Source organism: Lactobacillus sp. 23-2 (genome assembly GCF_044902225.1).
GTDB lineage: Bacteria > Bacillota > Bacilli > Lactobacillales > Lactobacillaceae > Lactobacillus > Lactobacillus absianus.
The window spans coordinates 80,721-105,083 of record NZ_JAOQBX010000003.1; the positions used below are offsets into that span (position 1 = coordinate 80,721).

Here is a 24,363-nt window from a genome sequence, read left to right on the forward strand (position 1 = left end):
TTTAGTCTTTGGCTTTCTTAGCCAGGATCGCTTCTTCATCGGGCGTGACTTCAATTGAGTTCTGTCCGGTGTAGATGACGAAGCCAGGCTTGGCGCCATTTGGCTTCTTGATCCGCTTGACCTGAATATAGTCGACTTGGACGTGGGAGCCATGTCTGGCCTTGGAGAAGTAAGCGGCGATTTCGGCTGCTTCCTTGATGTCCTGGTCAGTCGGCTGGCTGTCTTGCAGGATCACGTGGGAGCCAGGGATGTTCTTGACGTGGAACCAGTAGTCGCGCTTGTCGGCCTTCTTTAAAGTCAGCCAGTCGTTTTGCAGGTTGTTCTTGCCCACCAGCAGCTGCTTGCCATCTGACAGGGTGAACTTGGCCAAATTTTTTTCGCTGATCTTGCGCCGGCGCTGCTTTCTTTGTGTTTGTTTGAGATAGCCTTGGGCGACCAGCTCATCCTTGATCTGGTCAATGTCCTGGGGATCGGCGTTGTCGATTTCCGTCTGTACGGAATCCAGATAGCGCAGGCTGTCTTCAGAAATGGCGATCTGCTCTTGCACGTGCTTGATGGAGTCACGCATCTTCTTGTAGCGTTTGAAGTATTTCTGGGCGTTCTTTTGCGGCGGCAAGGCAGGATCAAGCTTGATCGTCATTGGCGAGTTGTTTTCATAATAGTTTGGCAGGTCGATCTTGGTCATCCCCGGCTTGACTTGGTTCAAGTAGGCCGTCAGCAGCTCCCCGCTGATTCTGAGATTTTCCGAATTTTCAGCGGCGGCCAGCTGCTTGTTGAGCTTGCCAATCTTTTTGCTCAGCTTCTTGCGCTCGTTGCTGACGACGCGCTCAATTTGCTGGGAGCGCTGCTTGACCCAGTCCCGGTTGGCCTGGTAGGCGTAGAAGTCATCCAGAGCCTCGTTGAGCTGGCTGGCAGAGCTCTCCTTGGTCATTTCCAGGTGGTAGGGGAGGTAGGGGTAGATGCGGCGCTTGTGACGTGGAGTAAGGAGGACGAAAGCCCGGGGAGATTCAAACTGCTGGTAGAAGATCTTCAAGGAGTTATAGGAAAAGTCATCTTCCAGGTAACCGGTCAGTTCCTTGCGGTCATCGCCGTCCAGTCCATCCATCTGCTTGGCAAAGTCGGCTGGGTCCGGGTACTTTTGCTTGAGCTGCTTAAAAGCAGCTTCGCTAAGCTGAAAGCCATTGATGCCAGGATTGAGCGGCGGCAGCTCATACTTGGCCTTGGGCAGAAGGAGGCGGACCCGGTTTTCGTCAGGGTTGATCCGCTTGAGCAGGTCGATGATCTTGCCATCCTGCTTGTTGTAAAGAATGACGTTTGAGTGGCGGCCCATCAGCTCAACTGACAGGACCAGCTGCATCTCATCCCCCAGCTCATTGCGGCCAGAGAAGGAGAAGTTGATGATCCGGCTTAAGCCGACCTGCTCGATGCCTTGCAGGACTGACCCTTCCAGGTACTTGCGCAGGACCATGACAAAGAGGGGAGCCACATCGGGGTTGGAGAAGGCTTCCTTAGTCAGGTAGACGCGTGGATACTCAGGGTTAGCAGAGATCAAGAGCTGGCGGTTCTTGCGGTCTTTTCTGAAGACCAGAACCACATCGTTGTTGAAGGGCTGGTAAATCTTGGACAGGCGTCCGTCAATAATCTGGGGCGTCAGTTCTTTGAGCAGACTGTGGATAAATAAGCCATCAAAAGCCATCAAATCACCTCATAATAATTCATAAACATGCTTGAGTTGCCAATTTGCTGAGAAAAAGCAGTTTAAAGCGCATTTTTTGCAATCAAATATTAATTTTAGCAAAAGGGGACTTTTAAGTCCACTTTCGCGCCCCTTGATGCCTGCGGCTAGCAGCCATATCATAGCTGCGGCCACAATAACTGTAAAAAGCAGGCTATAGATACATATCGCGTGTGTTGCTGGACAATTTTTTATGCTATAATCATCTTACGAAACTATGTATGGAAGGATTAGCAATGAAAATCGCATTAGTCACTGACAGCACCGCAAACTTGACCAAAGAAGAGGCCGCGGAAAACAATATTAAGGTAATTCCAATTCCAATCTACATCGACGGCAAGGAATACCTGGAAGGCGTTGACATTACGCCGGAACAGCTTTTTGAATCGCAAAGAAACGGTGCTGGCTTCCCATCAACTTCACAGCCAAAGATGGGGGATTTGATCAGCACTTTTGACCAGCTGCATGCTGAAGGCTATGAAGCGATCATCTACATCTGCCTGTCCAGCGGGATTTCCGGCTCATACAGCACTTTGATGGGAATCAAGCAAAGCAACCCTGAATACAACCTGTACCCTGTTGACTCACAGATCACTATCCGCCTGCAAGGCTATCAGGTCTTGGCAGCTGCCAAGATGATCGCGAAGGGGACCTACACCCCAGAGGAGATCGTGGCCAAATTGGCGGAAATCCGTTCAACGATCGATGAGCTCTTCATCGTCGACGACTTGAACAACTTAAGCCGGGGCGGACGCTTGAGCAACGCCAGTGCCTTCATTGGCTCCTTGCTCAACATCAAGCCGTTGCTGACCTTCAACGATGAAGCCAAGATCGTGGCTTATGACAAGGTGCGGTCAATGAAGCGGGCGGTCAAGAAGATCGAACAGGAAGCCTTGACCAAGATCAAGGCCCTGGACATTCCAGAAGACAAGCTGCGGATCTTGATCATCCAATCCAACGACGCCGCGCAAGCCCAGGAGGTCACCGACTTCTTCAAGGCCGAAGTGCCAAACGCCGTCTTTGAAACTGATGAATTCAGCCCGGTAATCGCGACCTACTTGGGTGAAAAGTCAATCGGGATCACTTGGATGATCGACGTTGACCAGCTGGAATTCTAGTTCAAGTCAGCTTATGCAAAAACAAAAAGCCTCAGATTCTTAGTGAATCTGAGGCTTTTTGCTTGATGCTGAATTTGCTTACTTTTCGCGGGTCAAGAAACGGACGCGGGTTACGGCTGGAATGGCGCTCAAGGTTTCCACGATGCTGTCGCGGGTCTTCTTGTCGACCTCGTCAATGTCGATCATCGTGTAGGCGTACTTGCCCTTGGCCTTGTTGACCAGGTTTTCGATGTTGATGCCGCGGCCAGCCAGGTTGGTTGAGATCTGCCCGATCATGTTGGGGATGTTCTTGTGGATCAGGGTGATCCGGTGGTCGCTTTCAAACGGCGCTGATACGTCAGGCAGGTTGACTGAGTTCTTGATGTTCCCTGTCTCCAAGAATTCGGTCGTCTCCCGGGCTGCCATCCGGGCACAGTTGATCTCGGCTTCAATGGTTGAGCCGCCAATGTGCGGCATGATGACGATGTTGTTGTGGTGCAGGATGGTTGCATCGCTGAAGTCAGTGTAGTACTTGCCCAGGCGGCCTTCATTCAAGGCTTCGACGACCGCCTTGTTGTCAACGATTCCCAGACGGGAGAAGTTGAGCAAGATGGTAGTTGGCTTCATCTGCGCGATCTTGGCGTCAGCAATCAAGCCAGTGGTTTCATCGTTCTTTGGCACGTGGACGGTGACAAAGTCAGCGTCAGTCACCGCGTCAGCAATGCTGCTTGCCCGCTTGATGCGGTCTGACAAGCGCCATGCGGCATCAACGGTCAGGTATGGGTCATAGCCGACAACCTTCATCCCCAGGTCAAGGCAGGCGTTGGCCACCAATGAGCCGACGTGACCCAAGCCGATTACGGCCACGGTCTTGCCCAGCAGCTCAGTCCCGTTGAAGTTGGTCTTCTCCTTTTCAGTCCGCAGAGTGATGTCGGCGCCAGGCTTGGCGTTGGCTGACCAGTTGGCAGCGGCCACGATGTTCCGGCTGGCAATGATCATTGAAGCCAGAACCAGTTCCTTGACCGCATTGGCATTGCCGCCTGGCGTGTTGAAGACGGCCGTCCCGTTTTCCAGGGCCTTGTCCAGGGGGATGTTGTTAAAGCCGGCCCCGCAGCGGGCGATCGCCTTCAAACTCTTTGGAAAGACGTGATCGTGCAGGTCGACTGACCGGATCATGTAGGCGTCGGCATCATCAGTCTGGTTGATGCGGTAGTTGTCGCCGAACTCGGCTAAACCTTCCTTGGCGATGGCATTGTAAGTCTTAATCTGGTACATGGTTAGCTCCTTTGAAAATTTCCTAATAATCTAGCTGTTTGTCTGCTATGCTTTACTTGTGCTGGTCTTCAAATTCTTGGATGAAGTCACACAAAGCCTGAACGCCCGCAAGCGGCATCGCGTTGTAGATGCTTGCGCGCATCCCCCCAACCAAGCGGTGCCCCTTGAGGTTGAGCAGGTGGTGGGCAGCGGCTGCTTTGACGAATTCCTGGTCCAGTTCCTTGTCGCCAGTGACGAATGGCACGTTCATCAAGGACCGGCTGGCCGGGTCAACCTTGCTTGCAAACAAGTCGCTGGCTTCCAGGCAGTCATACAAGGTCTTGGCCTTTTCCTGGTTCAAGGCTTCAATGCCCTTTAAGCCGCCCTTGCTCTTGATCCACTTCAAGACTAGGCCCGCCACGTAGACTTGGAAGACTGGCGGCGTGTTCAAGGCTGACTTCTTCTTGGCTTCGGTCGCGTAGTCGAACAGTCCTGCCAAATCATCATTCTTGTGGACCCAGTCCTTCTTGAAGACGACGACCGTCAAGCCGGCAGGGGCCAGGTTCTTCTGGGCGCCCGCGTAGATCAGGTCAAACTTGCTGAAGTCATACTGCTCGCCCAGGAAGTTTGATGACATGTCGGCAACCAAAGGCAGGTCCAGCTTAGGCACGGCGGCGTCCCGGTAGGCCGTCCCCATGATCGTGTTGTTAGTCGTGATATGGAGGTAGTCGTAGTCATGAGCGAATTCAACGGGGATCTTTGGCACGGCAGTGTAGTTGTTGTCCTTGGCTGTTGCTACCGTGTCCACGCTCATGCCAGGAACCTTGCTGGCGTCTTCAGCGGCTCTTTGGGCCCAGTGGCCGCTGTCAACGACCGCGATGCGGTGGAACTTTCTGGCTTGATTCAACGGCACCAGGGTGAATTGCTGGGTTGCCCCGCCTTGCAGGAAGAGGACGTCATACTTTTCCGGGTCAAGGCCCATGATTTCAAGCATGTCAGCCTTGGTTTCCTCATAAAGGTCCATGTAGAGAGGAGACCGATGTGAGATCTCCATTACGCTCATTCCGCTGCCCTTGTAGTCAGGCAAGTCAGCTTTAATCTGGGCAATTACCTCTACGGGAAGCATGGCTGGTCCCGCCGCGAAGTTATAGGTCGTCATGATAACAAATCCTTTCTCAAAAAAGTCAATTCAATAATTTTCCAAAATCAAGCAAATAAGAACAACAGAAACAAAAAACAGAAGGCACTCAGCTTGCGTGAGCACCCTCTGTCTTACAAATGTTATGTTGGAGTTGTTACAGGCCTCACTGTTTACTGTTGATGCTTAAGTAGTGAAAGGCCATCACAAATTGCAGCCTTCTACTTGGGGGAAGAAGACTGGGAGGAGGAACGATATTGTAGATGTTTGTGTAAGTTCAGTAACATAATCAATTCTCCCTTCAATGTGATTGCTTCTATTATAAAATACAAATTAGAAAAGTCAACATCTTTTTAATTTTGGTATAATATTTTTGTACGAAAAGAAGAAAATCATTCTGCAAGCTACCCAAGGAGGAGCAATATGACTACTTTTTACATCGTCCGTCATGGACAAACTTCCGCCAACAAGGCGGGCCTCAAGCAAGGGACGATCAACAGTCCGCAAACCTACCTGACCAGTCTGGGCAAGGAGCAAGCCGCCAATCTGGCGGCACATTTCGATATCAGTGGCTTTGACCGCATCTATGTCTCCCCCCTGGTCCGCACCCAGGAGACGGCCAAGATCCTCAATGAAAAGGCCCAGCTGCCCCTTGAGCTGGATGAGCGGCTCCTGGAGATCTCTTATGGCTCATGGGATGGCCAGGTCAACGCTGAATTAATGGCGCAATATCCGCAGTACTTCTCCAGTCTGGTCAACGATGTCGTTGAAGATTACGTCCATGGGGCAAGAGGGGCTGAGAGCTTCAAGCACGTTGAAAGGCGGGTCGCTGACTTTACGGCCGAAATTTCCCGCGAGCACCCTGATGAAAAGATCGTGGTCGTGACTCATGGCTTCACGGTCCGCTCTTTTGCCATCAACGCCACCAATGGCAGCGGCTTGGAGATCCTTGAGCCCGACAACTGCTCGGTAACCAAAATCATGGTCGACCCGCTCACGCAAAAGCAGCACTTGGTCTACTACAACCGAATTGCGGCAAGCGTGTTCTAAATTTCTTTCCAAAGACCTGCTTAAACTAAAAACCAGCTCAAGCTGTCGCTTGGGCTGGTTTCATTTTTTCATAATGGAATTATTTCAGTACCCCGTTTTCCAGGGTCAAGGTCCGGTCATAGACCAAGCCAGGAATGTCATCATGGCTGGCAACGACTACTGCCTTGCCTTCGGCTTTCAGCCGTTCAAGCAAGTCGACAAACTGCTTGACGCCTTTCTTGTCGATGCCCCGGGTTGGCTCATCCAAAAGAATAATGTTTTGGTCTTCCATGATGGCTTGGACGATGCCGACTTTCTGCCGCATGCCGATGGAGTATTTGCCAATAGCTTGCTGGCTGTTCGGATCCAGATCAAAATCAGTGAGCAGCTTCTTGACCTTGTCGGCTTGGAATTTGTGGTGGACATTAGCCAAGAAGCGCAGGTTGGCCCAGGCGGTTTCATATTCCAGAAAGCCGGGGTTCTCGATCAAGGCGCCGATCACGTCGCCAGAGTCCAGGCTGACCGTGCCACTGTCGGCCTTAAGCAGGCCGGTGATGATCTTGAACAAAGTTGACTTGCCTGACCCATTGATCCCAACAATGTGGATCAATTCACCAGGCTTGACGGTTAATGAGACGTCTTTCAGGACATCGGCGTCTTTGAATTTTTTGCTGACATGAGTAACCTGTAACATTTTTCCTCCAAAAGCAAAAATCAGAAGTAGATATAGTGGGTGGCCCGGTATAAGGGGTCAAAGAGAATACTGTACTTGGACAAAAGGGTGGACTGCTCCAGATTGTAGTGATAGAGCATGATCACGGCAATGGCGATGATGAAGATCAGCCAGGGGTGGCTGACACGTAAGCTCAAAATCATGAAGAAAGCACACAGGGCAAAGCAGAGCAGGTGCAAGAAGAGTAGCAGACTGCCCAGGGCCGGACTGCCCCATCTGAAGTAGTGGCGAACGCTGAGCAGGTAGGGAATAGCCAAGCCAACCGTCATGACCAGGATGTCCAGCAGTATTACCTGGAGCAGCTTCTTTACCAGTCCAGTTTCAGCCTGGCGGATGCCAAGAAAGACAGCGATGGGGCGGACTTTGAGAATCTGCCCGAAAATGATCAAGAGGACAAAGGTCTGCAGATACAGGGAAAGTAGGTTGTTGTACAAGAAGAAATAGACAATGTCTCTTTCCTTTATGGCGTACAGTGGATAGATGCAGGCACCGATGGACAGGATGAAGATCAAGGCCAGGCTAAGTCCGCGGAAGCGTTTGGTTTGGGGCAGAAGCTCGAGGTTAATATCAGCCATTTTGCACCTTCTTCAGATACCAGAATCTGATTAGGCCGGCAGCTACCAACAGGTAAGTGGCCAGGGTCAAGAAGTAAAGGCCGTAGACATTGAATGGCTGATGAGCATTTACGAACGATAACAGGCCTGGAGACATGATGTTTGGCAGGAAAAACATATCTGATAAGATCAATAAGGGACCACTGTTGGCAATTATAAGTGTAGGAGTTAAGATGCAGATCAACATAATAATAGTACCGCTTACCAAGTACAGGCTGTTTTTCTTGATCCAAAGGCCAACTGCAAGGATAAGTAAGGAAAAACTGCCCCAGCCGATGGCAGACATTAAAACATACAGAATTAAAGCTACCAAGCTATTCTGTGAAAGAGAAACGCCACCGGAATTGTCCCAAAGGAAAAAACTGGGATTTTGGTAGACAAAAGGACTGTAAAAGAGGCTGATAATAATCATTTGATAGATATTGATCAGCACAGCCAGACCAAAGCCGGTGCCAAAAGCTCTTAAGCAGGCTGTTTTAAGATAGCCTTGATAGCCCGACCGCTGCTGGTAGTTTGAAAATGAATTGTTGTTTTTGATAAAGACGGCGAGCGCTGATCCTATTACAGGTATCAGCGAAAATTCAAATAAGTATAAAGAGAATGCATCGTCTAACACGCCACCAAACTGAATACCGAAAAACATATACAAGAAGTTATCAGGATCAAAACGGACGATCTTATTTTGACTGATTTCATAAAAAATCTGCCAGGTTACCAATATTAGATAAAGGCAAACCAGAAAGATGGCGATTTTCCTTGAACGACTCAATTTATTGCTCCTTCAAAAACAAAAGAGAGGCTGACCGCCTCTCTTACTTTATTTATAGTCCGTGCTGAAGTGCAGCTTTACTCTGGTCGAGAGGCAGAAGTGAGAATAGCACCTAACACACAGACTGCAACTAAAGAAATTAACGCTTTGAGTAAAAGCTTACTTAGTCTGGACATCTTCTTTCTTAAAGCTTGTTCTTCTTCAAATCAGTTCAATGATAGCATGGGTGAATATTTTTGGCAAAATTCAATAAATCAGGCAAATAGCCGCATATCAGGCATGTCTAAAAAAAGAGACACTCATCTAATTTAGATGAGCGTCTCAAAGCCTTGGCTTAACTTGCTGACATTGAGCCAGCATCCAGGCTTTTAGTGTTAATATTCGTTATTTTTACTCGGCTTCAGTAATCCCAACGCGCTTCTTGTCAATGTCGCGCTTTTCCAGCTCTTCTTCCGTTTCACCGACGCCAACCCCGCAAAGCGGCGTGAAGCCGTCTGGCAGGTCCAGGTCAGCAATGGTTTCTGGGTGGTTGCGCAGGGCAGCGACTGCCCCGTAAATGTAGCATGCGCCATAGCCCTTGTCTTCCGCAGCCAAGACCATGTTGTGGCCCATAATGCCGGCAGTGGCCCAAGCCATTTCATCGACCTTCTTGGCTGAGACCAGAATCAGGGTTGGCACCCCATAAAGAGGGTGGGAGTGGAGATCGCCAAACATCATGGCAGCTTCTTGATCAATCGCCTTCAAAAGCTTCTTGTCAGTGACTACTGTAAACAGATAGTTTTCGTATTTGCCCATGGCTGCTGGCGCGTATTCCCCAGCTTCCAGTATCTTCTGCAGATCTTTCTTGTCGGCTGCCTTGCCCGTGTAGGTTCGGACAGTCTTGCGACTCTTAAGCAATTTCTTGAATTTCATATAGAATTTACCTCCTATCGCGATCACAAAGTTCCTTCTGCTTAAAATTATACAACAGCTTTAATTGAAAACGCATTAAGAAGCTTTAAGCCTTTGCTAAAGAAATAATAAGTTATTTTAAATCACGTTGCCTTTTGGAAAAATCCCGCGAAAGTGCTTGACTAAAATCAGCAAAAATCATATAGTTAAGAAAACGCAAAATGACCTTTAAAATTAGCCCCGTGAGACTAAGAAGGTTGCTCATTCAGCAGACAAAGGCAGCACCAATTTCGGCAATTGTCCGGATTATTGTCAGCGTCAGCTGCTATTTCCGCCAGCATCAGCCAGTGGCGCGGACGGAATTGAGGAAGACCATCTTGCACCCACGCGGGGCAGGATGGTCTTTTTGCTTGTGCCAGCTCAATTAGCTCGAAAGGAAGTTGCAAAATTGTTATCAGTTACCAAGGACCAAAATGCTACTAATGCCGGCAAGGACGACAAGCTGCTTCGCCTGCCATACTTCGTCAGTGTAGAACAATTGGATGTCGAGGACGTCTTCAACCTGATCCACCGGGCTCAGTACTTCAAGAAAGGCGGAGCCGTGCCGAAGCTTAGCCGGCCGGTCTTCTGCGTCAACATGTTTTTTGAAAACTCCACCAGAACCCACACGAGCTTTGAAGTTGCTGAACGCCGCCTGGGCTTGACCGCTATTCCATTCGATCCAGCGCACTCTTCAGTCAAAAAGGGTGAAAGCCTCTACGACACCGAGCTGACCATGGCATCGCTTGGCATTGAGCTCAGCGTCATCCGCCACTCAAAGAACGCCTACTACGATGAGATCATTCATCCAAAGGCCGGTCAGCACCTTCAGATGGGCTTGGTCAATGCCGGTGACGGTTCCGGCCAGCACCCTTCACAAAGCATGCTGGACATGATGACCATCTACAACGAATTTGGCCACTTTGACGGCTTAAAGGTCATGATCGTCGGCGACCTGACCAACTCCCGCGTTGCCCGCTCAAACATGGAAATCCTGAACAAGCTGGGGGCCAAGGTCTACTTCTCCGGTCCAGAATACTGGTATGACCCAAAGGAATTTGGCGACTACGGCACCTATGTCAAGAACATTGATGACGAAATTGCCGACGTGGACGTCTTGATGCTCCTGCGGGTGCAGCACGAACGCCACACCAGCGACAGCGACAACACGGAAGAGCTGTTTGACCCGGCTGCCTACAACGAACAATACGGCCTGAATCAAAGAAGATACGACTTGCTGAAGGACAGCGCGATCATCATGCACCCAGGTCCAATCAACCGCGGCGTTGAATGGGACGGGAACCTGGTTGAGGCGCCTAAGTCGCGCTACGCCGTCCAGATGCAAAACGGGGTCTTCGTCAGAATGGCCATGATTGAAGCCGTCCTGCGCGGACGGAAGATTGGGGGACTTGAATAATGTCAACTCTTTTGAAAAACGGCTTGGTCTACATCGATGGCGAGCTCCACAAGGAAGATTTGCTGATTGCCGGAACTAAGATCAAAGCGATCGGCTTTGGCTTAGAAGCTGACCAGCCAGACGAAATCATTGACCTCAAGGGCAAGCTGGTTGCCCCAGGTCTGGTAGACATTCACGAACACTACAGAGAGCCTGGCTTCACTTATAAGGAAACGATCAAGACTGGGTCTGCCGGTGCTGCCAGAGGCGGCTTTACAACGGTCTGCACCATGCCAAACGTTGACCCGGTTCCAGACGACGTGGAGACCTTCAAGAAGCAGGTTGAGCTGAACCAGAAAAGCAGCCTGGTCCACTTGTACCAATACGCGGCAATCACCAAGGACCTGACCAGTGATGAAGTCGTCGACATGGAAGGGCTCAAGGAAGCTGGTGCTTTTGCCTTCAGCAATGATGGCAAGGGGATCCAGCAGGCCGGGACCATGTATGATGCCATGAAGCTGGCCGCCAAGGTTGGCCTGCCGATCTGCGAGCACGTGCAAGACGACTCTCTCTACCACAAGGGGGTCATGAATGCCGGCAAGCGGGCTGAAGAGCTTGGCCTGCCAGGGATCCTGGGCGTGAGTGAATCAGCCCAGGTAGCCCGCGACCTGATCCTGGCCCAGGAAACTGGCGTCCACTACCACGTCTGCCACGTGTCAACCAAGGAAAGCGTTGAGCTGGTCCGCCTGGCTAAGGAATACGGGATCAACGTTACTGCTGAAGCCGCGCCGCACCACCTGCTGCTCAGCGAAGAAGACATCAATGGCAACAACGGCTACTACAAGATGAATCCGCCTTTGAGAAGCGTGGAAGACCAGGCTGCCCTGATCGATGGCCTGCTTGATGGCACGATTGACCTGATCGCCACCGACCACGCGCCGCACAGCCTGGAAGAAAAGGCCGGAGACATGCGCAAGGCAGCTTTTGGCATTATCGGCAATGAAACGGCCTTTGCCTGCCTTTACACCAAGTTCGTCAAGAGCGGGGCGATGGACCTGGAGCTGCTCTTGGACCTGATGAGCTACCAGCCTGCCAAGCTCTTTGGCCTTGACGCGGGCGTGCTGGCTCCAGGAAAGGAAGCCGACATCGCGGTCTTTGACCTGGACCACGCGGAGACCATCAACGAAGACGAATATCTGTCAAAGGGGAGAAATACCCCATTTACTGGCGAAGAAGTCTACGGCATGACGGCGCTGACCTTCGTCAGCGGCAAGCTGGTCTACAAGAACAGGCACTTGGCCGACTAGCAAATAAATACAGAAAAGCGCATCCCTTGCTTAGGGGGATGCGCTTTTCTGTATTATTGTCGCGGTTTGTTTTGGTCCTGATCAGCGATAGCGTTCAAAGCCCGGCGCTGCTCGGTCTGGTCGACGTGGGTATAGAGGTCGGTCGCGGTCGTGCCCTTTTGACCCAGCTGTTGGGCTACCATGACCTGGTCCTTTGTTACCTGGTAAAGCTCGGAAGCCACGGTATGGCGCAGCTTATGCGGGGTCAGGGGATGGCCGAAGGCGGCTGAGTATTTGCCAACCATCTTTTCAATGGCGTTGGTGGTCATTCGCCGGCACTGGCCGTGATAGTTGGTCAAGAAGAAGGCCCGGTTGTCCTTTTCCGGGCGGTAGCGGCGTTCCCGCAAGGCTGCATATGCTTTGAGATAAGGCAGGGTCCAGGAGGCAATTGGGACGCTGTCCCGCTGGCCGCCCTTCCGGGTCACGTCTAATGTGGCTTCTTTCAGGTTGAGGTCTTTCAGGTCAATCCCAGCACATTCCGAAACTCTGATGCCCGTTCCCAGAATCAGGGCCACGATCGCCATGTCCCGCTCCTTGTTCTGGCGAAAGGCTGAAAGGGCTCTGGCCTTGCACAGACCCTCATATTTCTTGTCTAAGAAGTCCAAAAACTGATACTTCAAGTCTCCCGTGTACATATGGGCTTCAAGGGCATGGGCCCGGTAGTTCAGGGTCTTGGTGTAGGCCAGGGACTTGACTTTGAGCATCACGTTGTGGTCAAAATAAGGCTTGCCGTTGTTGTCTTCTGAAGTAATGGTCAGGAATTTAAAGAGCGAGCGCAGGGCATTGATGGAGCGGTTGACCGTGGTCGGCGAATTAAGGTGTCCCTGCTGGTTCTTGGTATGGCTTAAGCGATCCAGGTAGAGCATCATGTCGCTCCGGCGCAGCCGCTCCAAGTCAGAAGGGACGATTTCCTGATTGCATGTGGCTTTAGCCAGGCCTTCAGTCCGCAGCCAGTCAAAGAAGCGGCGGATTTCAGTCAGATATTGGTAGCTGGTGGTCAAAGAATGCCGGTTTTGCAACTGGTAGTCGCGCACGAAGTCGGGCATCTTGGCCAGCTCTTGGTCAATCAGCGACAAATATTTCTTGGTTTCCATACTCGCCTCACTAATCTTCTTTTTGACACAAACATTTGATCGTCGTTCTCTATGTCAAAGGATACTAGAAAACCGAGGCGAATGCAAGTTCGGGCAATTCAGGCAGCCATTTTTGCCCAGCGCGCTATAATAGACTGCAGAAGGAAGGTAGCAAAAATTGAAGGCAACGAAGATTATTTTAGAGGCCGGCCCAACTTACCAAGAAGGGGCTAACAACTGGTTTGAGCGCTTGACCTTGGAGAGCGGTTTTTTGCAAGAAGAATTGGGGCACCAAGAAGACGGCAAGGCCTTGCTCACCTGGTCGTACAAGACCGACAGCCAGAAGTTCGCGGCCTGCTTCGCGCAAGCCGGCCAGTTGCTGGAAAAGATCACGCACGAAATCCGCGACTACCGGGATGCGGCGGATGACTACTTGAAAGTGCAATTGTTTGAAAATTCCAGCAAGACCATGAACACGATTACCGAATTTTCGCCCCTGCAGCCGGACATGCAGGAATTGCTGCGGGTTTTGAACCAGATGGTGCCGGCCTGTGAAGACCGCCTGCTTTTGTTCAATCCGGTTGAGGATGACTTGGCCTACCCGGTCAAGAGCACGCCGGAATGGGATGCCAAAGCGGAAAAATGGCTTAATCAGGAGGTCATTTTTGGCGGGACGGTCTTGGAGAACAAGACCAGCTTGGGCGAAAGCCAGGTCACGCTTAGAATGGATGATGGCGGGACCGTCCTGGTCAAGTATTTCGACCGCGACAGCGACCGGCTGCTCGAGTACGGGAACGGGATCACGGTTGGCGGACGCTTGATGGTTCGCGGCGCCTTCGTTGGCAAAGACGCGGATACCTTTGTCGTCGTGCCGGATACGATCTACGACCGTTAGTCAATTAAATAAAGCAATAAATGCAAGGGATCAGAGCCCTTGCATTTTTCGTTGCTATTCGCGTTCTTCTTGCCGCAGCTTGAGCAGGATTGCATAAATTTTAAACAGCTGGCGGGTGTTTAGCGGGTCAAGACCGGTAAGTTCTTTGAACCGGTTCAAGCGGTACTTGAGCGTATTGCGGTGAATGTGCAGCTCATCCGCGGCCTGACTGACGTGACAATTGTTTTTGATATAGGTCAGCAAAGTGGCCGTCAGCTCATCTTGCTGGCCCTTTAAGCGGTCAATGACAGCTTGCTCCTGGCTGAGGGGATTGCTGAGCAGGTTCAGGTCAAACTGGAGCTCATCGTAGACATCAATTGCCAATTCTGGAATGAACTTGTGAAAATTGATCACCTGCTTGGCCTCCGCAATTGACTGGCCAAGCTTGCGGCTGGCAGACCCGATGCCCAAGGGGATGGCGTGTTTTTTCGCCCAGCCGCGCAGTTTCTGGATTGCCTGCTCATCCCTGACAAAAAAGAGCTGCTGGGCGTGAGCATAGTTCAAGAAATAATCATCCGGGTCAAGGCTAAAGTGGGGCAGGTCTGTTTTCGCGCAGATCAAGACCACCGCCCGCCGGGGCTTCATTAAATCGATGCCCAGCCGTTCGGCGGCATTCATCAGATCATAATTGGTCTCGAGTTCCCCTCGCGCCTCGCTCCACTGAAACAAGAAGCGCTCCAGGCGCCGGTCGTATTCCTTGCGCACCCGTGCAAGCTCTTGTTGCTCCAGCAGCAGCTCAGTGCTGGTTTTGAGCAGCCTCGCCAGGGGCTTGACTGCAGTTGGATCGCCAGTAATCCCAACAACGCCAACTAGGTGCTGATTGACGATAATTGGCATGTTGACGCCAGGCTGGCCAGCCTCTCCAAGAGCTTGGCTCATCACCTCAATCTGCTGGCTCTTTAAGATGCGGCCAGCACCGACGTGTCTTTGACCAATTCTGTCAGCCTCACCGCTGGCGATGATTACCCCGTTTTCATCCATTACGTTGATGTTATAGGGAATTTCTTGCATCATGCGCGTGACGATCTTTTGCGCTAACTCTTGATCCAGCTTCATGTAACGCTCTCCCTTCTTCCTTAAGAGATGGCCAAGCTGGCAATTTGTAGCTATTGCTAAATAACGCCAGCTTTTGTCCAATAATTTACCATAGATTTTGGACAAATGCACAAAAAACTGCTTGCTGGCAGGTGCTAAAATAAAGGAAGTGAAAAGAAACAATAAGCATAACGATTCAAGAAAAGCAACAGACAAAGGAGCAAAAAATGGCACTGAAATTCGTACTAGCACCGGACTCATTTAAAGAGAGCATGACGGCCAAGGAGGTCTGCCACGCCATGGCCCAAGGAATCAAAAAAGTCTTTCCAGACGCAGAGATCGTTGAAGTGCCCATGGCCGACGGAGGCGAAGGGACAGTAGATGCCTTAGTCGCCGCCAACCATGGCGAAAAGCGGAGCGTGAGCGTGCTTGGACCTGACGGCAAGAACGAAACGGCTGCTCAATACGGCCTGATCAATGATGGCACCTGCGCGGTAATTGAAATGGCGCAGGCTTCAGGATTGGAGCTCCTGCCGCCGGAGAAAAGAAATCCCCTGGTGACCACGACTTATGGTACTGGCCAGCTGATCAAAGATGCCCTGGACCGCGGGGTCAAGAAGCTGATCATTGGCCTTGGCGGCAGCGCGACCAATGATGGCGGGGCAGGAATGGCCCAAGCTTTAGGGGTCAAGCTGCTTGATCAAGAAGGACAAGCGCTGCCTTTTGGCGGCGGCGCCTTGGGAAGGCTGGCCAAGCTGGATGCCAGTGAGATTGACCCGCGCTTGCGGACGGCTGAAGTGCTGTTAGCCAGTGACGTAACCAACCCATTGACTGGCGAAAATGGGGCTTCACGCGTTTTTGGCCGGCAAAAAGGGGCCACGCCAGAGATGATCGCGCGGCTGGATCAGAACCTGGCCCACTATGCAGCCGTTATCCGTGAATCTATCGGCAGAGACGTTGAACATGAGCCAGGTGCTGGGGCAGCAGGCGGTCTAGGGGCCGGGCTCATGGCCTTTACCAATTGCCAGACTCAACCTGGGGCACAGATCGTCATTGCCGAGAATCACTTAGAAGAGCAGCTGGCAGATGCCGATTTCGTCTTCACCGGCGAAGGCGGCACCGATTTCCAGACCAAGTTCGGCAAAACGCCATATGCCGTAGCTCAAGTTGCCCGCAAGCGGGGCATCCCCGTGTACACGGTCGCCGGCAGCCTGGGCGAGGGGATCGACAGCCTTTACGATGCTGGCTTCGACGCTATTTTTGGCATCCTGGACACGGTCTGCTCTTTGCCTGACGCGCTCAAGCATGGTCCGGCAAACGTCACGCGGACCTGCGAGAACATTGCCAGAGTCATCAAATCAGTCAAATAAAGACAGAGCCGCATTCCTAAGCAGGGATGCGGCTCTTTTACGGCTAAAATATTTTTATATTTATTTTTGGACTGGTCATAAACTAAAAAGCAAAGCTTTTGCCCAATCGCTGCTTAAAATAGTTTCTCATCTTAGGCATTTTTGGCTTGTTTATCGAAGCATCTTCTCAAAAGCAGCAAGCGCTTACGCTTGTATTATGAAAGAAATGTGATAAGATTAAAGTACAAAAAAGAAAGGAGGACACTCCACCAGAAACTTAAGCATCTTAATCGCCAGAACTTACTTAGTTCGAAAAGGAGATGGGTCCGATGGGCAGTAATGGTAGGATAGCAAATTCTAATAAATGATAGAAGGGACTGTTACCACCATAAAATTTAAGTTTAATCATCAGGGCTGATTTGCAAATCAAGGTTGGTTCCGATGTACCGCTGTTGGAAAATGTAAGTCTCACATCTGATTTGAAAGAGGTGTTACCACCATCATAATGAGAAAAACTGAATACGACGTAACTGTTACTCGTTCCTGAATAGCAAGCTGAATTCAATGCACAGCTGCTTTTCAGGAATTTTTTGTTTTTCAGCTAGGGTGATTGACCGGCATACGATTATCTATATAAGACAATACTTGTTTTGTTTTGCAAGAAAAAGAAATATTAAAGCCTGTAGAAGTATATAATTAAAGTAGCTAAGCATAAAGGAATGATAAATATGAGCAACCCGAACTTGCTGTTCTACTTTGACATGCCGGCCGCGATTCTGTCGGCGATACTTTTTGCAGCATTGACAATCTACTACAAGCACAAGACAAAAACCTACTACGTGATCATGGTAATGTCCCTGCTGATCTCTTGCTACTCACTGATTAAGACGGCAGGCACTGTCCTGCGCAATGAGCCAATGGAGCATGATTTCAACTTTGTCAGCATAACCAACCTGACAGCCCACTTGCTCCATGTGATCATCATTTTTGAGCTCTTCTACATGTTTTTGACCCTCAAGAACGATGGCCAAAAATATTCCCTTTGGCAGCAGCTGCTGTTCATGGCACCAGCGCTCGTGGTCTTGACCTTCTTGCTGCTTCCGGAGCTGCAGCCAATGCTGTATGTGATCAAGCCGACTGGCGAATACGTTCACGGACCCTTGCATATTTTGTTCAATATCGAGCTTGAGACCTATGTCGTAATGACGATTGCCGTCATCCTCCGGCACAAAAAGCTGCTTGGGCGGGAATTCAAGATCGCCCTCTGGAGCACGATTGCCTATGGACTGACCTATCTTGTCGACAATCTGCTTCAGATTAGAATCTCCAACTTTGTCATGGTCGTCGGCTTAAGCAATCTTACGATCGTGCTGACTCAAGACGAAAAGGAGCTTTGGCGCAAAAACAGCCTGCGCGATCAGCTGACTGGCTTGAAGAACCGCTTTGCACTGCAAGAAGACATCAACAGCTATTTGAACCACCAAACCTGCGTAGCCTTATTGGACGTAGACGACTTCAAGCACGTCAATGACACTTTTGGCCATGCTTGCGGGGATGAGGCCATTCACCGCTGCGGCCAGCTGATCAGCCTGTACTTTCCAAACCAGGGCTACCGCTACGGCGGGGATGAATTCTTAATCATCAGCCGCTTGCCTGAGCCTGACTTCCGCAAAGCCTTGATTTCGCTGCAAACCGAGATCATGAGTCAGAAATTTGCCGGAGTTGCCGGTCGGGTCACCGTGACCGTGGGCTTTTGCAGCGGCAAGCCACTGACTGATCTTGACTTGACCGACATGTTCAAAAAGGCTGACCGGATGATGTATTCTGGCAAAAGAAGTCATCGCTATGACACGACGGACAATGGTCAAGACGGTACTTTGTCAGGCATTGAGGCCAAACAACATAATCAATAAAAAATCAGTATTGCCAGCAATCATCTCGATTGCAGCGATACTGATTTTTTGTCTTAATTCTCTATTTTGTTCTTTCAGCCAGAATAGGGGTCGCGGTCAGGATTGCGGAAATCTGCTTCATCGTCGCGGCATCGATGTTGATAAATGGCAGCACGTTGGCAACTTGCGGCAGGGACATCTTGCCAAAATTCTCCCGGTTGCCAGGATCTCTGAAGAAGTTGATCACCTCAGCAACCTGGGCAAGCTTGCTGACAACCGCTTCATCCTGCATGATTTCGCCAATTGGACTCTCCAGACTGTAGCGCTCAATATAGTCTTCATCTGGCTGGTAGGTCAGCTCGTAGTGGCCAGCGCTGAGCTTGAAGTTGCCATTAGAACGAAGCTCGCCGTTGACCAAAACGCCGTTCTTTGCCGCGCGGGGAAGGCGAACTTCAACGGTCTGACCAAATGGCACGTCAAGGCTGAGCTTGATGGTATGCTCGTCATCGCTTTCAATCTGGTAAGCCACGCTGAATTTGCCATAGCTTGATTCATAGCTGCCGCTTACTCGCTTGAGGCGGTAGTCAAACTGCGGGGCGAAGACCAGCTTCTGGTATCCAGGGGCGTGGTCACTGATGCCCAGCAGGTAGCGGTAGCCCCATTCCATGATGGCCCCGATTGAGTAGTGATTTAAGGAATTCATTCCTTGCGGGTTAATTGAGCCGTCTGGCAGGACCGAGTTCCACCGCTCCCAAACCGTGGTTGCACCAAGATTGACGGCATAAAGCCAGCTTGGGTAGTCCTCATTCATGAACAGCTTCATTGCCAGCTTATGGCGGCCATACTTGGAAAGGACTTGGCAAATGAACGGCGTGCCGACAAAACCAGTCTGCAAGTGATCGTCATCCTTGGCCAAACGCTTGACCAAGTCATTGACTACGCGGCCGAGCTTGTCTTCAGGGACCAATTTGAAGTACAGAGTGAGGGCATACGCGGTTTGGGTATCAATTGCCACGCGTCCGTTTTGAGTAATGTATTCTGCTTGGATGGCCTGCTTGATTGCTTGAGCTTGCTCGCCATACTTTTCCGCATCTGCTGGATGCCCCAGCAGGGCAGCAGTTTGACTCATGATCCAGCTTGAGTAGTAATAGTAGACCGAAGCAACGAAGTCCTCTTCAGTCTTGCCTGTCGGCATGGCGGGATTTTCGCCATCAAGAGCCAGCCAGTCCCCAAACTGGAAGCAGCCAGTCCAGAGATGCTTGCTTTTAGTCTGACGGCCGACCCATGCAAGCCAGGACTTCATGGCTGAATAATTCTGCCGCAAAATCGCCTTGTCGCCATAAGCCTGGTACATGTTCCAAGGCACGATCGTGGCCGCGTCGCCCCAAACGGCCGCGCCGCCTGAGTGGTCGCCCATGTCAGGGGCATACATCGTCAGCATTCCGTCATGCATATCCTGCTCAACAGCCATGTCCCGGGCATACTTCTTGAAGAATTCAAAAACATTCATGTTCAAGGCAGCCGTATTGGAGAAGATGTCCGCATCCCCGGTCCACCCAAGGCGCTCATCGCGTTGCGGACAGTCAGTCGGCACGTCAAAGAAGTTGGATTTTTGCCCCCACTGGACGTTTTGGAAGAGGCGGTTGACCTTGGAGTTGCTTGTCTTGATTTGGCCAGTTTGGTCCATCTTGGAGAAGATGACAGCCGCGCGGAAGTCATCCTGGCTGACTTTCCTGGTCAAGCCGCTCACGCGCAGGTAGCGGTAGCCAAAATAGGTAAAGTGCGGGCGAACCCAGCCTTCTTGACCATCCGAGACATAGACAAAGGCAGCCCGGGCTTGACGCAGGTTGTCCCGGTAGAAGCAGCCTTTTTGCAAAATTTCGCCGGCTTCAAACTTGATGACCGTCCCTTTTGGCTCGCGGTTGTAGAATTCCATCCAGCCTGCTTGATTTTGACCAAAATCAAGGACTGTTTCTGCAGCTGGCGTGGCAATTACTTCCTTAACCGGCAGATATTCCGAAACCGTCAAAGGCAAGCTCAAGCGGTCACAAAGCAGGTCAACTGGATAATCGAGCAGGGCAGCTGCTTGCCAGTCCTTGACTTCCTTGGTCGCGTCAAAATCTTCACCATAGTAGATCGCGGACTTGGTGATTTGTCCCTCGGCAGTCAGCCAACTGGCATCTGACGCGATGACTTCCTCGCTGCCGTCTGCATAAGCCAGCCGGAGTTCACAAATCATGCGCTGCTGGTCGCCGTAAATCTCCTCCCGGCCCCCGTCAAAGCCCATGTTGCCCTTGTACCAGCCGTCACCCAAGGAGAAAAGGAGGGTGAAGCGGCCTGGCTGCTTAAGCGCGCTCGTCACGTCATAAGTTTGGACCTGAATCCATTTGGTATAGTCAGTGCAGCCTGGCGCCAAGTATTCATCGCCGATTTTTTCACCGTTGAGGTAGGCTTCATAGAGGCCCAGCCCAGTCGCGTAAAGACGGGCACTGGCAACCGTCTTTTTCAGGGTAAAGTCCTTTTTGAGCAAAGTGTTTTGCAGCTTTTTGTCCTTATTGCCAATCCATTGGCCAATAAAAGGCTCATCCTGCTTGCCAGTCTCAAAATAACTGCTGCCCGATGCTTCTGCTGATCCGCTCTTGACTGAAACGGTCACTTCATAGCGGGTGCGCGGTGCTAAAGCCAACTCAGGCTCAAAGACGTTGTTGTCGTATTCCAGCCAGCCGCTGTCATAGACGCTTTGGCCAGCGGCGGCAATGACCAGGTGCTTCTTGGCTTGACCAGCTTTGGCATCCGCCACGGCAAATTCAATCCGCAGGTCTTTTAATTCAAAGCCAACCGGCTCATGCATGTGGTTGACCAGGATATTGCTGATTTTCATTGATTGATCTCTTTCTAGAATTACTGCTGATTACAAGCGGGTATCAAAACGGCCACAGAATGGGTCGACCGGACTCTTGCCAACAAAGGCTTCCTGACCAGTCAGCTTGCGCATGATCGCGTCAATCGTTGCGCGGTTGCCAGTATAGCCGTTGATGAAAGTAGATACGTTCGGAATATCGAAGAGGTGGTAGGGGTTAGCCGTTGAAACAAAAACAGTCGGAATTGACTTCATAAACCAAGGAGCATCGGCGGCCATCAGGTGGATCCAGTCCAAGCGCGTGGTGGTTTGGTTGCTGGCAGTTTCCACGTTGGCCACGTAGAAGGCCAGGTCAAACTTCTTCTTGACGTCTTCAACGCCTTCTTCGAAAGTTTCATGGAAGTCCAGGTGCTGACGATCATAAAGCGTGACTTCAAAGCCGGCTGCTTCCAGCCGTTTCTTGAATTCATCAGTGACGCGGCCGCCTTCCTTGAAGCCGCCGTCATCATTGTCTCCCAGGACATATAAGCGGATGCGCGGGTATTTTTCCGGGGTTAAAGGCAGCAGATGATCCCGGTCCTTAACCAAGGTAACGGCTTTAGCCGCGATTTCGTCAGCAATTTTTTCATGTTCTGCCCGCTTAAGATCCAGAATTTCTGGGGCAGGGGAGGCCAGCTGGCCATCAAGGTTCATGACCTTTTGTGCCAGCTTGGTCCCAAGGATACGGGTAACGGCTTCATCAATTCTTGCCATGGAGATGGTGCCATTAGCTACGGCTTCACGAACGAATTCATAGTCTTCGTCAATGTTCTTGTTGAAGAGAATCATGTCGATGCCCGCGTTAATCGTTGCCGGCAAGAGCTCTTTACGCGGCAGGGCGGCATTGTAGCCGATCATTGGGGTCGCGTCAGTAATCGCTAAACCATTGAAGTGCAAGACATTGCGGAGCAAGCCATCGATTAAGAGCTTGGAGCTGGAAGCTGGACGCAGGTCTTTGTCTTCGATTCCCGGCTGCAGCTTTCTTTCCCAAGCTGGCTGCATGATGTGGGCAATCATCACGCTGGGGATGCCGCCTTCGATCAGATGGTGGTAAATTTGACCATATGAATTCATCCATTCGTCGGCAGACAAGGAGTTGACCGAGCTGACCAAGTGCTGGTCACGTTCATCCACCCCGTCGCCTGGGAAGTGCTTGATGACGGGAATGATCTGATTTTCGCCCAGTCCCTTGACTTGGGCATCGGACATCTTGATGACGCGGTTCTTATCGCTGCCAAAAGTACGGACGTTCATGATCGGGTTGCGGAAGTTATTGTCAATATCCACGATTGGCGCAAAAGACATGTTGCAGCCGACTTGGTGGGCTTCATAGCCTGCGACCGCGCCAAGCTGATAGGCAGCCTCTGGATCGTCCGTGGCCGCCATTTCCATTGGCATCCCCAGTCGGGTGCCTTCATTCACGATCCCATTGCCGCCGGCTTCCAAATTAGCCGCCACGAACATTGGGATCTTGCTGAACTTCTGCATGGCTGCAATCTCGCGCTTGATCTTTTCGGCTGCGTCAGGCCGGTACATAATGCCGCCTGGACGGTACTTTTTGATGAAGTCTTCAAGATTGACCAGATCCTCGTCTTGACCGATCACGAAAAAGAGCTGACCAATCTTGTCTTCGACCGACATTTCACTGACTTGCTTTACAACGAAACTGACTTGTTCATCGCTTAAGCAATAAGGTTTCTTGCGTAAATCTACCATGTTAAAAAATTGCCTCCCAAAAAAATTATCTTGATTACGCTTTCAGTCTAAGCTAATATATCTGGTTGGACCATAGTTAAAGTCAACCAGACTTGTGTTCATTTCACAGATTTTGCAGGAGGATCAGCCTATGGATTTGAAAATACTGGAATCATTGCGGGCCAAGAGCAGCCCTAGGGATTGGGAAGAGCTAAAGGACAATTTTAACGCCGACATCTGCGGCTATGTGGGCCAAAAGCCAATTTACCGCTTCTATTCGACTTTAGATGACAGCCTGGAAGAAAATCCGCATTCGATTAGTCTTTCGGTCCAGCCGCACCATTCCTACATACCCTTTCACCAGCACAATTATGTCGAAATGACGACTCCGCTGCTGGGAAGCTGCACTTTAGTGATTAATGGCAAAGAGGTCAAAGTCGACCAGGAGAACGTGATCATGGTCGGCAAGGGAGTGACTCACCGGGTTAAGGATATTGATTCCGGCTCAATCGTCGTCAACATTGCGTTGAAGAATACGGCTTTTTCACTTAACGACTTGAACTTCATGCTGCACTCGGGAACGTCCAACTCAATTTCCAGCATGCTTTTTTCACTCTTGAGCAGCAATGACAATCATGAAAGCCGCTATTGCCTGTTTGAAATCAATCACGACCGCAAGATTGCTGAAACTATCTATGACATTATTGAGGAGTACTACGCCAACCAAGTGCAATCCAACCAAATCATTCGCTTTGACCTGCTTAGCTTGTTCTCGCGCCTGATCAGAGCTGCCTATCTGCAGGATATCAGCATCTCGACTGGCGAGAAGCAGGAAAGCGATTTGCTGAACCTGCTGCTTTATATTGAAAAGCACTACTCAGCTATCACCTTGGAAGAGATGGCTAAGAACTTTGGCTTTAATCCCAATTACCTGTCTTCATATCTTAAAAAGAATACTGGCTTGACTTTCATTAAGCTGGTTCACCTGCAGCGCGTCAATGTCGCTGCCGAATACCTAGCCAATACGAGCGCATCGATTGAAAAGATCGCTGAGAAGGTTGGCTACGAAAACCCATCCTACTTCTATAAAATCTTCAAGAAGACCCTCGGCCTGTCGCCAAAAGAATACCGGGAGAAAATGCTGAAATAGCAGGGAAATCTACATAGAAGACCAATGACTTGCTGATCGGCTGTTCGAATCGAATGGCGGCTGCTATCCTTGTTTTAGAAAAAATGACATAGTTTTAAAAAAGCTTTATGTAAAAATGAAGGGCACTCAGTCAAGCTGGGTGCCTTTTTGCTCTTTACAGAGTCCATAATCAACAAAAATAGCAACAAATTTTGGAAAGAGACTTAAGCCTGCTTGTTAAGCAGGGCAATAGATAACTCCTTACAAGCATTGAGAAATCAGCGGCTTTGCTGATTTTTTCTGATCTGGTCCAAAG

19 protein-coding genes are annotated in these 24,363 nt (G+C 50.6%); 8 read left to right on the forward strand and 11 right to left on the reverse strand.

The genetic code is table 11. From position 1 onward, the window contains the following. Window position 1: 1 nt before the first annotated feature. Window positions 2-1,696, reverse strand: coding sequence for an NFACT family protein (locus tag OCH80_RS02065; protein WP_404537490.1), 1,695 nt, complete (start codon window positions 1,694-1,696; stop codon window positions 2-4). 275 nt (window positions 1,697-1,971) lie between these two features. Between OCH80_RS02065 and OCH80_RS02070 the strand changes: the two genes are divergently transcribed. Beyond that, window positions 1,972-2,853, forward strand: a complete 882-nt coding sequence (locus tag OCH80_RS02070) for a DegV family protein (RefSeq protein WP_404537492.1) — start codon at window positions 1,972-1,974, stop codon at window positions 2,851-2,853. Window positions 2,854-2,931: 78 nt separating this feature from the next. On the opposite strand, the gene OCH80_RS02075 is transcribed toward OCH80_RS02070, so the two are convergent. Then, the gene (locus OCH80_RS02075) at window positions 2,932-4,107 is read right to left on the reverse strand and encodes a phosphoglycerate dehydrogenase (protein ID WP_404537494.1); all 1,176 of its coding nucleotides are present in this window, start codon (window positions 4,105-4,107) and stop codon (window positions 2,932-2,934) included. 52 nt (window positions 4,108-4,159) lie between these two features. Then, window positions 4,160-5,245 (reverse strand): 3-phosphoserine/phosphohydroxythreonine transaminase, encoded by a 1,086-nt coding sequence (serC, locus tag OCH80_RS02080; RefSeq protein WP_404537496.1) that lies wholly within the window; start codon window positions 5,243-5,245, stop codon window positions 4,160-4,162. Window positions 5,246-5,647: 402 nt separating this feature from the next. Here serC and OCH80_RS02085 point away from each other — a divergent pair, with 402 nt between their 5' ends. Then, a complete protein-coding gene (locus OCH80_RS02085) occupies window positions 5,648-6,274 on the forward strand; it encodes a histidine phosphatase family protein (protein WP_404537498.1) in 627 nt (208 codons plus the stop codon). A gap of 79 nt (window positions 6,275-6,353) precedes the next feature. Here the strand turns inward: OCH80_RS02085 and OCH80_RS02090 are convergent, their stop codons facing one another. The 4 genes from OCH80_RS02090 to OCH80_RS02105 all read right to left on the reverse strand — a co-directional run bounded on the left by OCH80_RS02090 (window position 6,354) and on the right by OCH80_RS02105 (window position 9,281). Further along, window positions 6,354-6,947 (reverse strand): ATP-binding cassette domain-containing protein, encoded by a 594-nt coding sequence (locus OCH80_RS02090; RefSeq protein WP_404537500.1) that lies wholly within the window; start codon window positions 6,945-6,947, stop codon window positions 6,354-6,356. 20 nt (window positions 6,948-6,967) lie between these two features. Beyond that, window positions 6,968-7,561, reverse strand: a complete 594-nt coding sequence (locus OCH80_RS02095) for a hypothetical protein (protein WP_404537502.1) — start codon at window positions 7,559-7,561, stop codon at window positions 6,968-6,970. Continuing rightward, a complete protein-coding gene (locus tag OCH80_RS02100; RefSeq protein ID WP_404537504.1) occupies window positions 7,554-8,369 on the reverse strand; it encodes a hypothetical protein in 816 nt (271 codons plus the stop codon). Before OCH80_RS02100 ends, OCH80_RS02095 begins: the two co-directional genes overlap by 8 nt. Before the next feature lie 390 nt (window positions 8,370-8,759). Beyond that, a complete protein-coding gene (locus tag OCH80_RS02105; RefSeq protein ID WP_404537506.1) occupies window positions 8,760-9,281 on the reverse strand; it encodes a nitroreductase family protein in 522 nt (173 codons plus the stop codon). Between the two features lie 427 nt (window positions 9,282-9,708). Between OCH80_RS02105 and OCH80_RS02110 the strand changes: the two genes are divergently transcribed. Together OCH80_RS02110 and OCH80_RS02115 are read left to right on the forward strand one after the other, a co-directional pair. Then, complete coding sequence (locus OCH80_RS02110; protein ID WP_404537508.1) at window positions 9,709-10,716, forward strand: aspartate carbamoyltransferase catalytic subunit; 1,008 nt, start codon at window positions 9,709-9,711, stop codon at window positions 10,714-10,716. Continuing rightward, window positions 10,716-12,002 carry a dihydroorotase gene (locus OCH80_RS02115; RefSeq protein ID WP_404537510.1) on the forward strand — a complete coding sequence of 429 codons (1,287 nt, stop codon included), beginning with the start codon at window positions 10,716-10,718 and terminating at the stop codon, window positions 12,000-12,002. The genes OCH80_RS02110 and OCH80_RS02115 overlap by 1 nt, the downstream gene beginning before the upstream one ends. A 53-nt stretch (window positions 12,003-12,055) precedes the next feature. On the opposite strand, the gene xerS is transcribed toward OCH80_RS02115, so the two are convergent. Then, entirely contained in the window at window positions 12,056-13,135 is a 1,080-nt protein-coding gene (xerS, locus tag OCH80_RS02120; RefSeq protein WP_404537512.1) for a tyrosine recombinase XerS, read from the reverse strand. Window positions 13,136-13,292: 157 nt separating this feature from the next. Between xerS and OCH80_RS02125 the strand changes: the two genes are divergently transcribed. Further along, window positions 13,293-14,009 carry a hypothetical protein gene (locus OCH80_RS02125; RefSeq protein WP_404537515.1) on the forward strand — a complete coding sequence of 239 codons (717 nt, stop codon included), beginning with the start codon at window positions 13,293-13,295 and terminating at the stop codon, window positions 14,007-14,009. Between the two features lie 54 nt (window positions 14,010-14,063). On the opposite strand, the gene OCH80_RS02130 is transcribed toward OCH80_RS02125, so the two are convergent. After that, a complete protein-coding gene (locus tag OCH80_RS02130) occupies window positions 14,064-15,104 on the reverse strand; it encodes a CdaR family transcriptional regulator (RefSeq protein WP_404537517.1) in 1,041 nt (346 codons plus the stop codon). 206 nt (window positions 15,105-15,310) lie between these two features. On the opposite strand from OCH80_RS02130, the gene OCH80_RS02135 reads away from it, so the two are divergent. Together OCH80_RS02135 and OCH80_RS02140 are read left to right on the forward strand one after the other, a co-directional pair. Further along, on the forward strand, window positions 15,311-16,453 hold the full coding sequence (locus OCH80_RS02135; RefSeq protein ID WP_404537519.1) for a glycerate kinase: 1,143 nt from the start codon (window positions 15,311-15,313) through the stop codon (window positions 16,451-16,453). A 707-nt stretch (window positions 16,454-17,160) separates the two neighbouring features. Then, the gene (locus tag OCH80_RS02140; RefSeq protein WP_404537521.1) at window positions 17,161-18,345 is read left to right on the forward strand and encodes a GGDEF domain-containing protein; all 1,185 of its coding nucleotides are present in this window, start codon (window positions 17,161-17,163) and stop codon (window positions 18,343-18,345) included. 61 nt (window positions 18,346-18,406) lie between these two features. On the opposite strand, the gene OCH80_RS02145 is transcribed toward OCH80_RS02140, so the two are convergent. Next, a complete protein-coding gene (locus tag OCH80_RS02145) occupies window positions 18,407-21,205 on the reverse strand; it encodes a family 78 glycoside hydrolase catalytic domain (protein WP_404537523.1) in 2,799 nt (932 codons plus the stop codon). A 30-nt stretch (window positions 21,206-21,235) separates the two neighbouring features. Next, window positions 21,236-22,939 (reverse strand): glycoside hydrolase family 3 protein, encoded by a 1,704-nt coding sequence (locus OCH80_RS02150; protein ID WP_404537525.1) that lies wholly within the window; start codon window positions 22,937-22,939, stop codon window positions 21,236-21,238. Between the two features lie 130 nt (window positions 22,940-23,069). Here OCH80_RS02150 and OCH80_RS02155 point away from each other — a divergent pair, with 130 nt between their 5' ends. Next, window positions 23,070-24,068 carry an AraC family transcriptional regulator gene (locus OCH80_RS02155; RefSeq protein ID WP_404537527.1) on the forward strand — a complete coding sequence of 333 codons (999 nt, stop codon included), beginning with the start codon at window positions 23,070-23,072 and terminating at the stop codon, window positions 24,066-24,068. The last annotated feature ends 295 nt before the right edge of the window (window positions 24,069-24,363 follow it).

Coding starts and splice junctions, on each gene's coding strand:
- OCH80_RS02065 (WP_404537490.1), bottom strand. CDS start 1,696: ATGGCTTTTGATGGCTTATTTATCCACAGTCTGCTCAAAGAACTGACG.
- OCH80_RS02070 (WP_404537492.1), top strand. CDS start 1,972: ATGAAAATCGCATTAGTCACTGACAGCACCGCAAACTTGACCAAAGAA.
- OCH80_RS02075 (WP_404537494.1), bottom strand. CDS start 4,107: ATGTACCAGATTAAGACTTACAATGCCATCGCCAAGGAAGGTTTAGCC.
- serC (WP_404537496.1), bottom strand. CDS start 5,245: ATGACGACCTATAACTTCGCGGCGGGACCAGCCATGCTTCCCGTAGAG.
- OCH80_RS02085 (WP_404537498.1), top strand. CDS start 5,648: ATGACTACTTTTTACATCGTCCGTCATGGACAAACTTCCGCCAACAAG.
- OCH80_RS02090 (WP_404537500.1), bottom strand. CDS start 6,947: ATGTTACAGGTTACTCATGTCAGCAAAAAATTCAAAGACGCCGATGTC.
- OCH80_RS02095 (WP_404537502.1), bottom strand. CDS start 7,561: ATGGCTGATATTAACCTCGAGCTTCTGCCCCAAACCAAACGCTTCCGC.
- OCH80_RS02105 (WP_404537506.1), bottom strand. CDS start 9,281: ATGAAATTCAAGAAATTGCTTAAGAGTCGCAAGACTGTCCGAACCTAC.
- OCH80_RS02115 (WP_404537510.1), top strand. CDS start 10,716: ATGTCAACTCTTTTGAAAAACGGCTTGGTCTACATCGATGGCGAGCTC.
- xerS (WP_404537512.1), bottom strand. CDS start 13,135: ATGGAAACCAAGAAATATTTGTCGCTGATTGACCAAGAGCTGGCCAAG.
- OCH80_RS02130 (WP_404537517.1), bottom strand. CDS start 15,104: ATGAAGCTGGATCAAGAGTTAGCGCAAAAGATCGTCACGCGCATGATG.
- OCH80_RS02135 (WP_404537519.1), top strand. CDS start 15,311: ATGGCACTGAAATTCGTACTAGCACCGGACTCATTTAAAGAGAGCATG.
- OCH80_RS02140 (WP_404537521.1), top strand. CDS start 17,161: ATGAGCAACCCGAACTTGCTGTTCTACTTTGACATGCCGGCCGCGATT.
- OCH80_RS02145 (WP_404537523.1), bottom strand. CDS start 21,205: ATGAAAATCAGCAATATCCTGGTCAACCACATGCATGAGCCGGTTGGC.
- OCH80_RS02150 (WP_404537525.1), bottom strand. CDS start 22,939: ATGGTAGATTTACGCAAGAAACCTTATTGCTTAAGCGATGAACAAGTC.
- OCH80_RS02155 (WP_404537527.1), top strand. CDS start 23,070: ATGGATTTGAAAATACTGGAATCATTGCGGGCCAAGAGCAGCCCTAGG.